General features: G+C 67.3%; 13 protein-coding genes. 2 read left to right on the top strand and 11 right to left on the bottom strand.

The annotated features are described in order from the left end of the window. Positions 1–9 precede the first annotated feature (9 nt). The 5 genes from AC07WJ_RS16100 to AC07WJ_RS16080 are packed head-to-tail and all read right to left on the bottom strand — an operon-like array spanning position 10 to position 5,374. Entirely contained in the window at positions 10–1,011 is a 1,002-nt protein-coding gene (locus AC07WJ_RS16100) for a LacI family DNA-binding transcriptional regulator (RefSeq protein WP_494935628.1), read from the bottom strand. Further along, positions 1,008–2,672: a phytoene desaturase family protein gene (locus AC07WJ_RS16095; RefSeq protein ID WP_494935627.1), complete on the bottom strand. Its 1,665-nt coding sequence runs from the start codon at positions 2,670–2,672 to the stop codon at positions 1,008–1,010. The genes AC07WJ_RS16100 and AC07WJ_RS16095 overlap by 4 nt, the downstream gene beginning before the upstream one ends. Before the next feature lie 8 nt (positions 2,673–2,680). Further along, positions 2,681–3,691, bottom strand: a complete 1,011-nt coding sequence (locus AC07WJ_RS16090) for an ABC transporter substrate-binding protein (protein ID WP_494935626.1) — start codon at positions 3,689–3,691, stop codon at positions 2,681–2,683. A gap of 16 nt (positions 3,692–3,707) precedes the next feature. Then, positions 3,708–4,565, bottom strand: coding sequence for an ABC transporter permease (locus AC07WJ_RS16085; protein WP_494935625.1), 858 nt, complete (start codon positions 4,563–4,565; stop codon positions 3,708–3,710). Continuing rightward, entirely contained in the window at positions 4,562–5,374 is an 813-nt protein-coding gene (locus AC07WJ_RS16080) for an ABC transporter ATP-binding protein (RefSeq protein WP_494935624.1), read from the bottom strand. Before AC07WJ_RS16080 ends, AC07WJ_RS16085 begins: the two co-directional genes overlap by 4 nt. A gap of 348 nt (positions 5,375–5,722) precedes the next feature. Between AC07WJ_RS16080 and AC07WJ_RS16075 the strand changes: the two genes are divergently transcribed. Further along, positions 5,723–6,901: an MFS transporter gene (locus tag AC07WJ_RS16075; RefSeq protein WP_494935623.1), complete on the top strand. Its 1,179-nt coding sequence runs from the start codon at positions 5,723–5,725 to the stop codon at positions 6,899–6,901. Between the two features lie 153 nt (positions 6,902–7,054). Here AC07WJ_RS16075 and glmS read toward each other — a convergent pair whose 3' ends face one another. Next, entirely contained in the window at positions 7,055–8,881 is a 1,827-nt protein-coding gene (gene glmS / locus AC07WJ_RS16070) for a glutamine--fructose-6-phosphate transaminase (isomerizing) (protein ID WP_494935622.1), read from the bottom strand. Between the two features lie 298 nt (positions 8,882–9,179). On the opposite strand from glmS, the gene AC07WJ_RS16065 reads away from it, so the two are divergent. Beyond that, a complete protein-coding gene (locus AC07WJ_RS16065; protein ID WP_494935621.1) occupies positions 9,180–10,757 on the top strand; it encodes an ABC transporter substrate-binding protein in 1,578 nt (525 codons plus the stop codon). A 238-nt stretch (positions 10,758–10,995) separates the two neighbouring features. On the opposite strand, the gene glmU is transcribed toward AC07WJ_RS16065, so the two are convergent. From glmU to AC07WJ_RS16040, 5 genes are read right to left on the bottom strand one after another with little or no spacing between them, the layout of a single operon-like run. Beyond that, the gene (gene glmU / locus AC07WJ_RS16060; protein ID WP_494935620.1) at positions 10,996–12,363 is read right to left on the bottom strand and encodes a bifunctional UDP-N-acetylglucosamine diphosphorylase/glucosamine-1-phosphate N-acetyltransferase GlmU; all 1,368 of its coding nucleotides are present in this window, start codon (positions 12,361–12,363) and stop codon (positions 10,996–10,998) included. A gap of 37 nt (positions 12,364–12,400) precedes the next feature. Then, complete coding sequence (kdsA, locus tag AC07WJ_RS16055) at positions 12,401–13,234, bottom strand: 3-deoxy-8-phosphooctulonate synthase (RefSeq protein ID WP_494935619.1); 834 nt, start codon at positions 13,232–13,234, stop codon at positions 12,401–12,403. 47 nt (positions 13,235–13,281) lie between these two features. Further along, on the bottom strand, positions 13,282–14,442 hold the full coding sequence (locus tag AC07WJ_RS16050) for a glutathionylspermidine synthase family protein (protein ID WP_494935618.1): 1,161 nt from the start codon (positions 14,440–14,442) through the stop codon (positions 13,282–13,284). 3 nt (positions 14,443–14,445) lie between these two features. Further along, positions 14,446–14,952: a hypothetical protein gene (locus tag AC07WJ_RS16045; protein ID WP_494935617.1), complete on the bottom strand. Its 507-nt coding sequence runs from the start codon at positions 14,950–14,952 to the stop codon at positions 14,446–14,448. Between the two features lie 8 nt (positions 14,953–14,960). Then, positions 14,961–15,365 carry a DUF350 domain-containing protein gene (locus AC07WJ_RS16040; protein WP_494935616.1) on the bottom strand — a complete coding sequence of 135 codons (405 nt, stop codon included), beginning with the start codon at positions 15,363–15,365 and terminating at the stop codon, positions 14,961–14,963. Positions 15,366–15,714 lie beyond the last annotated feature (349 nt).

Here is a 15,714-nt window from a genome sequence, read left to right as displayed (position 1 = left end):
GTCTTAGGCTCACGCCGATTGGCGCACGATGAGTTGGGTGGGGATGACGCGGCAGGCGGCCGCTCCGTCGCCGCCGGCGCGGAAAGCCTGTCCGACGGCGCGCGCGATGGCTTCGGTATCCTGCGCGACACTGGTCAGCGATGGCCGGCAATAGACGCCCCATTCGAGATTGCCGAAGCCGGAAAAGGCGATGTCGCCGGGCACCGACAGGCCATGGTCGGCGACCGCCGCCATCCCGCCGATGGCGAGTTCGTCGCTGGCCGCGACCACCGACCGGAAGCGCAGGCCGTCCGCCAGCGCCTTGCCGACGACGCGGTAGCCGGCGTCAGCCCGATAGCCCTGGGAGATGTCCCAGACGAGGGTCGGATCCAGCGCCTGCCCTTGCTCGGCGAGCCCCATGCGATAGCCCTCGAAGCGGGTGCGGCCGATCGCCGATGTCGCGATACGGCCAATGAAGGCGACCGGTCCCAGGTTGCGGCCGCACAGGTGCCGGACGGCGGCGGCGGCCCCGCCGAGATTGTCGTGCACGATGGAGCGGATGCCGAAATCGCTCAGGTCCTGGCTGACCGACAGGACGTCGACACCGGCGGCCGTCGCCGCCTCGACCACCGGGCCGATCCGCGCCATGTCCATGACATGCGGCGACGACAACAGGACGCCGCGCAGGCCGAGCGACGGCGCGCGTTCGAGCAAATGATGCAACCGGTCTTCGCGATGGCCGAGATTGAACAGCAAGAGGTCGAGGCCGATGGGCTCGAGCTCGGCCTGGACATCGCGCGCCAGCGCCGCATAGACACCCTGCTCGATGTCGCCGGTGACGAGCGCAACCCCCCGCCCCCGGCCGCTGCGCAGGCTGCGCGCCATCTCGTTCGGCTGATAGCCGAGCGCATCGACCGCCGCGAGAACGCGGGCCCGCGTTTCGTCGGAGACCGGCAGCGAGCCTCGCAGGACGCGCGACACCGTGGCGGTGGACACGCCGGCATGTTTGGCAACGGCAAGGACGCTTGTCATGGGCAGCTCACCGCGGCCGCGGCCGCCTGGGAGGCTTCGGTCGCCCGGCCTTGCTTGAGATCGGACAGCACGGCCCGGCTGGTATTGTGGCCGGACACCCCGGAAATGTAATTGCCGGGCCAGGTGCCGTTGCCGCTGAGATAGAGCCCCCGGGTCGGCGTCCGATAGGCGTGCAGGCCCGGCATCGGCCGCATCCAGAACATGTTCGGCGGCAGCGTGTCGCCATGGGTGATATTGGCTTCGACCAGGCCGAACTGGCTTTCGAACTGGGTGGGATCGATGACCCGGTAGTCGTTGATCAGGCCCGGCAGCGACGGCATGTATTCCGCGAGCTTGGCGATCGCCCGCCTGGCGAAGACGTCGCGCTGCTCGGCCCAGGTGCCCTCGCGCAGGTGATAGGGCGCATTGCCGACATTCATGCTCAGCACATGTTTGCCCGGCGGCGCGAGCTCCGGCGAGGTCATCGAGGGGCAAAGGCCCCAGATGACCGGCTTGTGCGACAGCCGGCCGAGCAGCATGTCGGCATGCCCCTCCTCGATATAGTCGACCGTCGGGGCGATGCGGAACTGCGCGCTGGCCAGCATTTCGGCCTCGGCGTCGGACCCCGCCGCCGCGAAACGCGGCATGCCGTCGAGCGCCAGCACCACCTTGAAGGCCCGGCCGCGCATGGATTTGCGCTCCATCTTGGGCTTCAGCTCGCCCCAGTGATCGGCATCGTCGAGCAACGTCACCGTCGTCTTCGGGTTGATCGCGGAAATGACGAGCGGCGCCTCATATTCGTCGCCCTCGCTCGTCACGACGCCGGTGACGCTTTCGCCGCGTGTCCTGATGGTGGCGACGCCGACGCCGGTCCGCACCACCCCACCATGGGCCTGGACGCTCGCCCGCAGCGCGTCGATGATCGCGCCGAGACCACCAACCGGCAGCCCGGTGGAGCCCCGCAGCGGGATCAGCCGCGGATCCTGCGCGCCGCCTTCCCTGAGGGAGGCGAGCGACAAGGGCCGCATCATCAGGTTGAACGGCGTACCCGGCGTCGACGGGCTGGCCTGGCCGCCGACCACCGCGAGCGGCGCGATCAGCGCCTGGGTCTCCGGCGCCAGCTCGAATTCCTGCATGAGATCGCGGACATTGCCGAAGAAGATCCGGCTGAACGCCTCCTGGTCCTCCAGGCGGGTCAGGTTGCGCACCAGGTGCTGCAGCGACGGCGGCGGCTCGAAGATCGAAATGCCCAGGCGGTCGGCGAATGTCTGCAGATAGGCGAAAAAGGCGTCGTAGCGGGCAGCCTCGCCCGGAGCGAAAGCCTCGATCTGTGCCTGGTTACGCGCCGGATCGCGCCAGCCGACATAGAGCCGGTCATGGTCGAGCGGCTGCACCAGGGTCGGATCCGGCCGCACGAAGGTGAGGCCGTAATGCTCGAGTTCGAGCTCGCGCACGATCTTCGGCTCGAGCGAGCCCGGCGAATTGGCGATCGAGGAGAAATAGCCGGGCATGAACTCGACGGTCGCCCCGGGCCCGCCGAGCATCGGACGGGCTTCGAGAACCAGCGTCTTCAGCCCGGCACGACCGAGATAGGCGGCCGCGACCAGGCCGTTATGGCCGCCGCCGATGATGATGGCGTCGTAGCGTCCATGGGAACGCGGCCGGGACGCCGGCAGGCTCATGGAACCGGTCACTGGGGCACGAAATCATTGGTGTAATACTGCGCCGCCTGGACGTCCGCCGGCAGTTCGCCAACCGCCTGAAGCGTCGTGGCCAGGCGGTTCCATCCCTCCGCGGACATGCGCCCCCAGCTCGGGTCGGTGGGCGTGGTCGAGAGCGCCAGCAATCCCTTGAAGTAGTCGACGCAACGCTCGACCGTGCCGGCGAGATGGACCTTGGCCCGGATCAGTTCGCAGGCTGCCTGTGGGTCACGTGCGGCCTCGACGAACCCGCGCCTGGTGGCCGCGAGAAACTTGCCGACGAGTTCGGGACTGCGGCCGAGGAACGCGCTGTTGGCAGCAAAACCGAAGCCGAGCAGCGGCACGCCGGCATCGGCGAGATGCAGCGTCTCGGGCTGCTGGCCGGTGGCGCGGACATAGGCGTCGAAGGCCGGGCTGTCGCCGCTCACCACATCGATGCTGCCGCCGAACAGGGCGGTCGTCTTGGCATTGGAGTCGAGCGAGACGACGTTCAGGTCGGCCGGGCTCATGCCGTTGGCGCGCATGAAGATCTTCAGGCTGAGCGCGTCGGATCCGCCCGGCGTGCTGCCGATCTTCAGGCCGCGCAGCGATGCCGGGCCATCGAGCTTCACCCGGCCGCGGATGCCGATGAAGGCCGCGGCCGTCCTGTGCTGGTACAGGCCGACGATCTTGATGGCGCCGCCACGGCCGATCATCTGGGCCGCGTTAGTGATGTTGAGATGGGCGATGTCGAAACCGCCCTGCGACAGCAGCAGCGCGGTCGTCGCCGAGCCGCGGCCCTGCTCGAGGCTGACCGCCAGCCCGGCCTCCCGGTAGAAGCCGCGCTCCTCGGCGATCAGGAACGGAGCGTGATAGGGCAGCCAGGCCCAGTCGAGCAGCACCTTCACCCGCGCCTGCGCCGTCGCCGGAACGGTCGCGGCGCCAAGCAGACCCAGGGCCAGCAGGCCCGCCGAGAGGACGGCGCGCAGACGGGCGCGCGAAACCGGAACACGTTCGACCACAAAGCTCTCCTCAGGTTCAGACATTGGTCGCGCGCAGCGGCGCGGCGTCGCGCTGGCTCGGATGCCACGGCAGGACCAGGCGCTCGCCCCATTCCGCCAGGCGCCACAACAGGACGCCGAAGATCGAGAACACCGTCACCGCGGCAAAGGCGAGCGGCGTGTCCATGTCGCCGACGGCCCGGATCAGGAGGTGGCCGAGGCCCTTGTTGGAGGCGACGAACTCACCGATCACGGCACCGACCGGCGCCAGCGTCACCGCCAGCTTGATGCCGGCGCAGATGCTCGGCAGCGCGTTCGGAAACTGGATCTTGCGCAGCGTCTGCGCCCGCGTCGCGCCCATGGCCCGCACCATGGTCAACTGCTCCGGATCGGCCGATTTCAGCCCGGACACCGTGTTGACGATGACCGGAAAGAAGGTGAACGCCACGACGAAGAACACTTCGCTCTGCAGCCCGAACCCGAACCAGACGAGGAACAAGGGCGCGATGACCACTTTGGGCACCGCGTGCGCGATCACCAGCCAGGGCGTCAGCATCCGGTCGACCAGCCGCGAGGAGCTGATCGCCGCCCCCGCCGCCAGCCCCAGCACGACCGCCATGACCAGGCCCAGCGCGGCGGCGAAGGTCGTGATCGCCAGCTGGCTCAACAGATAGGACCAGTATTGCACGATGGCGGCGACCACCACCGACGGTGCCGGCAGGATGAACACCGGCACCTTGAAGATCCGTACCAGTCCCTCCCACAGCGCCAGCCCCAATGCGCCGCTGATCAGCGGCCAGAGCACGCCGGCGACCATGTTGCCGAGACCGCGAAACAGCGCCGTGCCGCGCGGCTCGACGTCATTGGCGGCGTCCGTCCCCACCACAGCGCTCATCCGACCAGAACTCCGACTTTCTCGAATTGCTCGCGAACGCGGCGGCCAATGGCCGTGAACGCGCTGGTTTCGCGAAGGGCGAGCCGCCGGGGGCGCTCGAACGGAATGGCGATGTCGTCGATGATCGCGCCCGGCCGGCCCGACATGACGAGCACCCGGTCGGCGCAGAAGATGGCTTCCGGGATGCTGTGGGTGATCAGCAGCGTCGTCACGCCCTGGTTCGCCTGCACCCGCTGCAGCAGCACGTTCATCTGATCGCGCGTCAGGGCATCCAGCGCGCTGAACGGCTCGTCGAGAAACAGCATGGAGGGATTGGTGAGCAAAGCCCGGGCGATCGCCACGCGCTGACGCATGCCGCCCGAAAGCTGCCAGGGATAGGACCCGGCGAAGTCGGCGACGCCGAATTCCTGCAGGAGCGCCCTCGCCCGCGGCTCCATTCCGCTCAGCCCCTTGATCTCGGCCGGCAGCAGCACGTTGTCGAGCACGTTGCGCCATTCGAGCAGCAGGTCGCGCTGGAACACGATGCCGACATCGGTGACCGGCCCCTTGACCGCCTTGTCGCCGAAACGGATCTCGCCGCGGCTCGGCATGTCCAATCCCGCGATCAGCCGCAGCAGGGTGCTTTTGCCGCAGCCGCTCGGCCCGACGATGCTGACGGCTTCGCCCGCCCGCAGCGCGACGCTCAACGGCGCGATCGCGCGCACGCCGCCGGTGCCACCATACATTTTCTCGATCTGATCGAGGACGATCGAGCGCCCCTCGGCCTTCCGGCCGATACCCGCGTCGCCAATCTGTGCCGTCACAGCCATGCAGCTTGAACCCTGACTTCAGCTAAAAATGAAGCATGACAACGATTACATGCGCGATTTAGCCCGTCAAGCCGCGAAATCCGGATATCCCGGACCGTCTTTGTCGCAACACCTGTGATTGCACAGATCGACATCAACAACCGTACGGAACCCGGCCCGCCGGCGTGCCGACCGAGGCTCGCCCGGCATCAGGCCGGCGCCCCGGCGATCGCCCGCGGGGGCCGCGATCTGCCTGTCATCCGGTGATCACGGCCCGCCCCGCCGAGGCCGGCGCGGTCGGCTGCCGGGCTGCTCTTCGCGGCGCCGCCTTGTCATGGCCGTGTTGCCCGGCCATGACACGCCGCAACCATGACCAGCATCGCCACCACCCCTGCGCCTGAAACCCGCCGCCTCGTCCTGTCGATCGGAGCCGCGGTCGCCTGCATCGTCGCGGTCGGCCTCGGCCTGTCGCTGTCGATCCCGCTTCTGTCCTTCGCGCTCGACGCCAAGGGCGCCTCGCGCACCATGATCGGGCTCAACACCGCCATGGGCGGGGTCGCCACCATCGTCTTCGCGCCGTTCATCTCGGGCTGGGCCCGCAGCTATGGCGTTCGCTCCGTGCTGGCGGCGGCCATCGCGCTCGGGGTCATGTCGTTTCTCGGTTTCCTGGTGATCGAGCCGTTATGGGCCTGGTTCCCGCTGCGCTTCGCCTTCGGCGCGGCGCTGGCCGTGCTGTTCGTCCTGTCGGAATATTGGATCAACGCGGTCGCGCCCGAAGCCCGCCGCGGCCTGGTGCTGGGCATCTATGCCACCGCGCTGTCGCTCGGCTTCGCCGCCGGTCCGCAGATCCTGAGCCTGGTCGGCACATCGGGCGCCACGCCCTATTGGGTCGGCTCGGCCCTGTTCGCACTGGCGGCGCTGCCGGTGGCGCTCGCCAAGGGCATGGCGCCGACCATCGACGAGAAACCGTCACGCGGCTTCGCCAGCTTCCTGTGGGCAGCGCCGGCCGCGACCTTGGCGGCGCTGGTCTTCGGCGCCGCCGAAACCGGAGCCTTCGCCCTGCTGCCGCTCTATGGCACATCCGTCGGTTTCGACGCCGCCGGCGCCGCGACGCTCATTTCGCTGGTCGCACTCGGCAACCTGCTGTTCCAGATCCCGATCGGCCTCATCGCCGATCGCGTCGACCGGCGCCTCGTCCTCCTGGCCTGCGGCATCGCGGGCGCCGTCGGCATGGCGCTCATCGCCGCCGTCGCGATGCCGCGCGCGGCGCTGATGGTGCTGCTGTTCGCCTGGGGCGGCATCGTCTCGGCGCTCTATACGGTCGGCCTCACCCATCTCGGCAGCCGCTTTCGCGGCGCCGATCTCGCCCAGGCCAATGCCGCCTTCATCGTGATGTATTCGGTCGGGCTGATCGTCGGGCCGCCAATGGCCGGCATCGGCATGGACCTGTGGCCGCCAAACGGCCTGCCGGCGACGCTCGCGGCCTTGTTCGCCTGTTATGTCGTGGTGGTCTCGGTGCGCATCGTCAGGGCGCGCGGCAAGGTTTGAGCGGCCCGTTTGAGAACTCGCTCCAGCGAGGTCTTGGATCGTCCTGGCAGGGCTTGTCCCTGATGTCCACGACGTGTTGCCTGTTGAATGGTGGATCCCCGGGCCAAGCCCCGGGGATGACGAGCGGTGGGCCCTGCCGCAGCCGCGCCCGCGTCACTCCACCGTGACGCTCTTGGCCAGGTTGCGCGGCTGGTCGACATCCGTGCCCATCTCGACCGCCGTGTGATAGGCGAGCAGCTGGATCGGCACCGCATAGACCAGCGGGGTGATGATGGCGGGCAGGTCCGGCATCACGATGGTGGCGGTCGTGTCGACCGCGGCGTGCTCGGCGCCCTTCTCATCGGTCACCAGGATGATCTGGCCGCCGCGCGCCGCCACCTCCTGCATGTTGGAGACGGTCTTTTCGTAGATCCGGTCATAGGGCGCGATGACCACGACCGGCATGGTCTCGTCGACCAGCGCGATCGGCCCGTGCTTGAGCTCGCCGGCGGCATAACCCTCGGCATGGATATAGGACAGTTCCTTCAGCTTCAGCGCGCCTTCGAGCGCGATCGGAAAGCTGGTGCCGCGGCCGAGATAGAGCACGTTGCGCGCCTTGGACAGCGACTTGGCGATCTGCGCGATATCGTTTTCCAGCTTCAGCGCCTCGTTGATGTAGCGCGGCGCTTCCATCATGGCGCGGACCAGGCGGTCCTCGTCAGCCTCGTCGACGAAACCGCGGCCCTTGCCGGCAGCGATCGCCAGCGAGGCCAGCACCGCGAGCTGGCAGGTGAAGGCTTTGGTCGAGGCAACCCCGATCTCCGGTCCGCCCAGCGTCGGCATGACGATGTGGCTTTCGCGCGCGATCGTCGAGGTCGGCACATTGACCACGGCCAGGACGTGCTGGCCGTTGTCCTTGGCATAGCGGAGCGAGGCCAGCGTATCGGCGGTCTCACCCGATTGCGACACCACGATCATCAGGCCGCCAGGCACCATCGGCGTCTCCCGATAGCGGAACTCCGAGGCGATATCGATGTCGACCTGGATGCGGGCGAAGCGCTCGAACCAATATTTGGCGGTGAGGCCGGCCAGATAGGCGGTGCCGCAGGCGGCGATCGAGATGCGCGGCAGCTTGGCCCAGTCGAACGGCAGGTCGGCCGGCAGCCGCACCTTGCCATTGGCCATGTCGAGGTAATGCGCCGTCGTGCGCGCCACCACTTCAGGCTGCTCGTAGATTTCCTTCAGCATGAAGTGGCGGTGATTGCCCTTGTCGACCAGGAAGGCCGAGGCGGAGGACTGGATCACCGGGCGGTGCACGGTCTGGCCGGCCTCGTCGCGGATCTCCACCGACTTGCGGTCGAGGATCGCCCAGTCGCCCTCTTCGAGATAGGCAACCGCCGAGGTGAACGGGGCGAGCGCAATGGCATCCGAGCCGAGATACATCTCGCCCTCGCCATACCCCACCGCCAGTGGCGAGCCCTTGCGCGCGCCGATCAGCAGGTCCTCGTTGCCCTCGAACACGAAGGCCAGCGCAAAGGCGCCGCGCAGCCGCGGCAGCGTGTTGCCGACCGCCTCCACCGGGCTCTTGCCGGCCTTCATTTCCTGGCTGACCAGATGCGCCACCACTTCGGTGTCGGTCTGCGTCGAAAACACCACGCCCTTGGCTTCGAGCTCGCTGCGCAGCTCGCGGAAATTCTCGATGATGCCGTTATGGACCACCGCCACGCCTTCGGAGGCATGTGGATGGGCATTGACCTCAGTCGGCGCGCCATGGGTCGCCCAGCGGGTGTGGCCGATGCCGATGCGGCCTTCCAGCGGCTCGCGCGCCAGCACGGCCTGCAGGTTGCGCAGCTTGCCCTCGGCGCGCCGGCGCACCAGCACGCCCTTCTCCAGCGTCGCGACCCCGGCCGAATCATAACCGCGATATTCGAGGCGCTTCAGGCTGTCGAGGAGTTGCGGCGCGACAGGGTCCTTGCCGAGGATGCCGATGATCCCACACATGCTGATAGCTCCATCCGAATCCGGCTACCGATAGCCGGTCCGTTACCAAGGTCCGTTTAACGGCGAAGACATATCCGACTGAAATGAATTGATGTTTCGGATTGAGACAGGGTGGCGTCACAAGGTCTGGTCGAAAACGTATTGCGAATCAATACACTTGATCCGCCCAATAATCCTCACGTAGCGTCATGCCAAGACCTTCCCCACGCGACGGGAGACAGGTCGCGGCGCCGGTGCTAATCGGCTGGCCGACATCGATCGTCGCCGCCAGGCGAGATTCATCGGGGGACAATCCATCATGACATTCCTGAAGAGGTCCCTCGCCTGGACCATCCTGGCGCTCGCATCCTGCCTGTGGGGGCTCGAGGCCTCCGCCCAGACCGTCCTTCGGGTGGCCATGCATGCGGATGTGCGGGCCATCGACCCGATCTTCTCGACGGCCTACATCACCCGCAATCACGGCTACATGGTATACGACACGCTGTTCGCGATGGATGCGAATGGCGAGATCAAACCCCAGATGGTCGACCGCTGGGAGGCCTCGGCGGATGGGCTGACCTATACCTTCAAGCTGCGCGAAGGCCTGCTCTGGCATGACGGCCAGCCGGTGACCGCGGAAGATTGCATCGCCTCGATCCGGCGCTGGGGCGCCCGCGACACGCTCGGCCAGACCGTGCTGGGTTTCGTCGCCGACATGACCGCCACCGGCGCCGACAGCTTCACCATCACCTTGAAGGAGAAGACCGGCCTGCTGATCTATGCGCTCGGCAAGCCCTCCTCCACCGTGCCCTTCATGATGCCCAAGCGTTTCGCCGAGACGCCGCCGACGGTGCAGATCTCCGAGGTCATCGGCTCCGGACCGTTCATGTTCAGGCGCGACGAATGGCGGCCGGGCAACAAGGCGGTCTATGTCCGCTTCGACCGCTACAGGCCGCGCGCCGAGCCGCCGTCGGCGCTCGCCGGCGGCAAGGTCGCCCGTTTCGACCGGATCGAATGGCTGGTGCTGGCCGACCAGCAGCAGGCGGTGAACGCCCTGCTCGCCGGCGAAATCGACGTGCTGGAGGCGGTGCCCCACGATCAGGCGCCGCTGCTCGAGGCCGACCGCGCCATTCGCATGTGGAGCGCCAATCCCCTGGGCAGCCAGTACAGCTTCCGTCCCAACCACCTGCAGAAACCCTTCGACGACCCGCGCATCCGCCGGGTTCTCTGGCATGCCCTGAACCAGGAGGACTTCCTGCAGGCGACCGTCGGCAATCCGGAATTCTATTCGGTCTGCCGCTCGATCTTCGTCTGCCCGTCGCGCCTGATGACGGAGGCCGGCATGGACGGCTTGCTCGAAGGCAATTCCAGGCGCGCCCGCGAACTCCTCAAGGAGGCGGGGTATGACGGCACGCCGATCGTGCTGCTGCACGCGACCGATGTCGCCTCGCTCGCCAACCTCGCGCCGGTCGCCAAGGCCCTGCTCGAGCGCGCCGGCTTCGTCGTCGACATGCAGGCGATGGACTGGGCGACCCTCGTTTCCCGGCTGCAGAAGCGCGATCCGGCCAATGCCGGCGGCTGGAGCGCCTATGCCTCGTCCTGGAGCGCCGCCGACATTCTCGATCCCGTCATGAACGGCTTCCTCAATTCGCGTTGCGAACGGGCCATGATCGGCTGGCCCTGCGATCCCGAGATGGAACGCCTGCGCGACAGCTTCGGCCGCGAGACCGATCCTATCAGGCAGAAGGAGATCGCGGCGGCCGTGCAGCGGCGGGCGATCGAATGGACGCCCATGGTGCCGCTCGGCCAGAGGCGCGACCGCATGGCCACGCGCAGCAACATCACGGGTGTCGTGCCGGCGCCGGTGACGGTGTTCTGGAACATGAGCCGGCAGTAAGGCGCTGGGTGCCGCTTGTTGCGCGGCACGACGGTCGGCCGTCCTTCGAGGGTCGCTTCGCTCCCACCTCAGGATGAGGACTGTTGGGAGTTGCAACTCTGGCGGTGCCAGATGCGCTTCATCGATCGCGCTTCATGAGCCGCGTCAATGCCATACACGACAAACCTCATCCTGAGGTGCGAGCGAAGCGAGCCTCGAAGGACGGCCGACCTTCGTGCAGGGCCAACCACTCTTCGCCCTACCCGCCACGCGCCTTGCGTGCGGCCCGCTTCACCTTGTTGGCGCGGACCTTCTCGGCGCCGCGGCCCGGCAAGGCCGCCTGGCGCGGCCGGCCGAAGGCCAGCGCGCCGGCCTCGACATCCTGGCTGATCGTGCTGCCGGCCGCGATCAGCACCTCGTCGCCAATGGTCAGGGGGGCGATCAGCGTCGAATTCGAGCCGACGAAGACATCCCGGCCGATGACGGTGGGGTTCTTGTCGGCGCCGTCGAAATTGCAGGTGATGGTGCCCGCGCCGATATTGCTGCCCTCGCCGACCGTGGTGTCGCCGAGATAGGCCAGGTGATTGGCTTCGACCTTCGCCCCGAGCACGCTGCGGTTCACCTCGACGAAATTGCCGATATGGACCTTCTCGCCGATGCGGCTCTTCGGCCGGATCCGCGCGAACGGCCCGATCACGGCACCCGAGGCCACATGGCAGCCGGCAAGATGCGAATAGGCCCGGATGGTGACGTCGCTGTCGATGCTGACGCCCGGGCCGAACACCACATGCGGCTCCAGGAAGACGTCCTGGCCGAACCGGGTGTCATAGCTCATGAACACGGTCTCGGGTGCCGTCATGCTGACGCCGGAGCGCATCGCCGTCTCGCGCAGCCGCCCCTGCGCGATCGCCTCGACCTCGGCGAGCTGGATACGGTCGTTGACGCCGCGGACCTCTTCTTCCGGCGCTTCCACGATCGCGGTCGACAGCCCTTCGGCCAGCGCCAGCTCGACAATGTCGGTCAGGTAATATTCGCCCTTGGCATTGACGTTGCCGATGCGCTTCAGGAGCGCCAGCGCATGGGCCCCGCTCAGCGCCATCAGGCCGCCATTGCACAGCCTGATGCGCCGCTGGTCCTCGGTCGCGTCCTTGCCCTCGACGATCCGCGTCAGCCGGCCGTGCTCGACCACCAGCCGGCCGTAACCGAACGGATTGGCCGCCTCGAAGCCGAGCGCCACCACCGCGGCACCCGCCGCCACCGCCGAACGCAGGCGGCCGAAGGTCTCGGGCGCCACCAGCGGCGTATCGCCGAAGGCGACGATCACGTCGTCATAACCCTTGGCGAGTTCGGTCTCGGCGTGCAGGACGGCATGGGCCGTTCCCAGCCGCTCGGTCTGGATGTGGATCGTCGCCGACGGCACCAGCCGGCGCGCCTCCGCCGCGACGTCGTCGCGGCCCGGACCGACCACCACGGCCGCCGCCGTGCCGCCGGCGTCGGCGACCGCGTTCAGCACATGGCCGACCATCGACAGGCCGGCGATCTCGTGAAGCACCTTGGGTTTGGCCGATTTCATGCGCGTGCCTTCGCCTGCGGCGAGCACGACGGACAGGCAGGTGCGGTCAGTCATCGAAGGCATCCGATTCGAGCAGGCGGTGATCTTGCGATCAGTTCAGCCCTTTGGCGAGGCGGTCGAAGGCGACCAGGGTCTTCAGCAGGCCTTCCATTTCGTGCAAGGGCACCATGTTGGGGCCGTCGGACGGCGCCTTGTCCGGGTCCGGATGGGTTTCGATGAACACGCCGGCAACGCCGACCGCCACCGCCGCGCGCGCCAGCACCGGCACGAATTCGCGCTGGCCGCCCGACGACGCACCCTTGCCGCCAGGCTGCTGCACCGAATGGGTGGCGTCGAAGATCACCGGCGCGCCGGTCTCGGCCATGATCGGCAGGCCGCGCATGTCGGTGACCAGCGTGTTGTAGCCGAAGGAGGCGCCACGCTCGGTCACCATCACATTGGGATTGCCCGTCTCGGTCACCTTGGCCGCGACATTGGCCATGTCCCAGGGGGCCAGGAACTGGCCCTTCTTGACATTGACCACCCGGCCGGTCCGGGCGGCGGCGACCAGCAGGTCGGTCTGGCGGCACAGAAAGGCCGGAATCTGCAGGATGTCGACGACCTCGCCGACCGGCGCGCATTGTTCGATCTCGTGGACATCGGTGACCACGGGCAGGCCGAGCGCCTCCTTGATTTCGGCGAAGATCGGCATGGCCGCCTTCAGGCCTATGCCCCTGGAAGACTTTCCGGAGGTCCGGTTCGCCTTGTCGAACGAGGATTTGTAGACGAGCCCGATGCCGGCGCGCTGCGCGATCTCCTTCAGCGCCGCGGCCACTTCGAGCGCATGCGCCCGGCTTTCCATGGCGCAGGGACCGGCGATCAGCGCCAGGGGCAGCCGATTGCCAAAGCGGACGGAACCGACGGTAACGGTCGTTTGTGCGGTCATGGGCCTCTCCGGATCGGAGAGGGTTCTGGCAGACCGTGGCCGCGGGATCAACCGACGATCGCGTGGGGCACGAAGCGCGACATATTGCCGGTGACCAGTCCCTTGTCCTCGCGGATGCCGATGCCGGCCGGCTGGTCGTCGACGATCCATGAGCCGATCACCGGCCGCATGCCGTCGAACACCGCATCGGGGGCCAGCGCCTGCAGGATGCGCGGCTGGTTGCGATAGGGACCTTCGGGCGCCACCGCCGTGATGCCACGCTTGCAGATCTCGATATTGGCGCCCTCGCGCGACAGGATGGGTTTCGCCACATAGGTATCGCCGAGCGACTTCGCCGCCGGATCCTCCTCGAAATAGGCCTCGAGCAGGTTCGGATGGCCAGGCGCCAGCCGCCAGAGCTCCGGCAGGATCGCCTTGGTCGACAGCAGCATCTTCCAGGCCGGCTCGATCCACGCCGTCGAGGCGAGCGGAATGGAGGTGCCGAACGGCTCGTGGATCAGCCACTCCCAGGGATAGAGCTTGAACAGGGTCTGGATCGCCCTGCCCTGTTCGTCGACGAAACGGCCCTGGCCGTCGCGGCCGATATCGGCAATGTCGATCAGCACCACCTTGTGGCCGGCCGCGGTCGCGCATTCCGAGAGATATTCGACGGTCTTGCGATCCTCGATCTCGGCGGAATAGGCGGTCAGGTGCAGCGGGCCAAAACGTGGCCAGGCGGCGAAACGGGCGATCAGCTTGTCGTGCAGGCTGTTGAACTGGTCGGCGCCCGCCGGCAGCGCGCCGGCCGCCATGCGATCCTCCAGCCAGAGCCACTGGAACACCGCGGCCTCGTAGAGCGCGGTCGGCGTGTCGGCGTTGAACTCGAGCAGCTTGGGCGGGCCGTTGCCGCCATAGGCGAAATCGAACCGGCCATAGAGGCTCGGATCCGACCGGTTCCAGCTCTCGGCGATCCAGTTCCAGAAATTCGAGGGGATGTTGAGGCGTTTCAGATAGGCTTCGTCGCGCACCGCCTTGCCGACGAATTCGCCGCACAGCGCCACCATTTCTTCCGCGGCATGTTCGAGATCGTCCTCGATCTCGCGGAGCGTGAACAGGTAGGCGGCACTTTCGTCCCAATAGCGCTCGCCATCCGGCATCGCATAGGCAAAGCCGTATTCGTCGGCGAGCGCGCGCCAGTTCGGCCGCTCCGCCATGGTCTTGCGCTGCATCGCTCAGCCCCCGCTCGAACCGGACATGCCGCGGGCCGTCGAGCCGAAGCCGGCACGCTGGACGCTCTGGCTCTGATTGCTCGACAGGCTCGACGATCCCGCGCTGGAATTGTTGCCGCTGCCCCAGAAATAATAGGACCCGGACGAGGACGACCGGCATGACCGGCCGACGGCGAAGGTCCGCCCGGCCATGTCGACATAACCGCCGCCGGAGGCCACGCGCAGGGGCTGATGCTGCCAGCCGCCGGTGGTGGTCTGGGTCAGCCCGACGGCCGCCACCCCGCCGGCAAAGGCCGCCGCGCAGCTCGGCCCCGGGACCGATGCCTCGCATTGCTGGACCGTCGTGGCGATGCGGTTCGTCGTGTTGCAATTGCGCTGGCCGCCAAGGCCGAAGCCATTGGTCACGGCCAGGGCGCCGACACCAACGACCGCGACGGCGCCGATGCCCGCCGGCGACAGCAGGCGCGAGCGCTTCTGATCGGGATTGGGATGCGGAGAGCCCATGGTCATGGCGCGCCTCAGGTGGTCATGGATGCCGCGGCCAGCTGGCCGCCGGCAATGGACACGCCGGCCAGCCAGATCGCGGCCGGAAGTTCGCCGTTTTCGATCCGCTTCGACAGATCCTTGAACACAAGTTTCACGATCAGATAGACCCCGAGCTGCACCAGCAGCGACACGGCGGCCCAGATCGTATTGTCGAGGATCGACACCGAATATTCGATGGCGCTCGCCAGCGGAAACGAAAACCCGACAATGCTGCCGGTGAAGGCGATGGCGCAGGCGACATTGCCCTGACGCATCAGGGCGATCTCGTCATGCGGCGTGATCCAGGTATAGATCCAGATGAAAATGGCGACGAAACCGATCGCCAGAACAAAATGCGCCAGGAAGGCGGGAAAACCCGAGAGATAGTCTGCGATCATGAGGCCAGCCCCAGCCGAGGGAGGACGGAATGCTAGGGCAGGAATGTTTCCGGTTGAAGCCGTCGAGCAGCGAGCGGCGAATGGGGAATGGGGAATGGGGACGAAGCTGATCTCGCTGTGCGCGTAAACCCTCGTCCGCTTTTTGAAGCGGACTGGGCTATCTATTCCAGCGCGAATGCTCGGCGCGGGCGGACGCAACCACCCTCACCCGGCCGCTGCCGTCAGGTAGAAGCAATTGCTTCTGCCGAGGTCACCCTCTCCCGCGAAGGCGTCTACGGCATGCACACGTCTCTAAGTGTCCAGCCCTTTGCGATGGCGCGGAAATATTCGAGGCCGTGACGCGAGGTGA

Source organism: Phreatobacter sp. GW821-FHT04C01, from assembly GCF_059420385.1.
The sequence above is the reverse complement of the archived record's forward strand: the minus strand, read 5'-3'. Positions and strand labels throughout refer to the sequence as shown.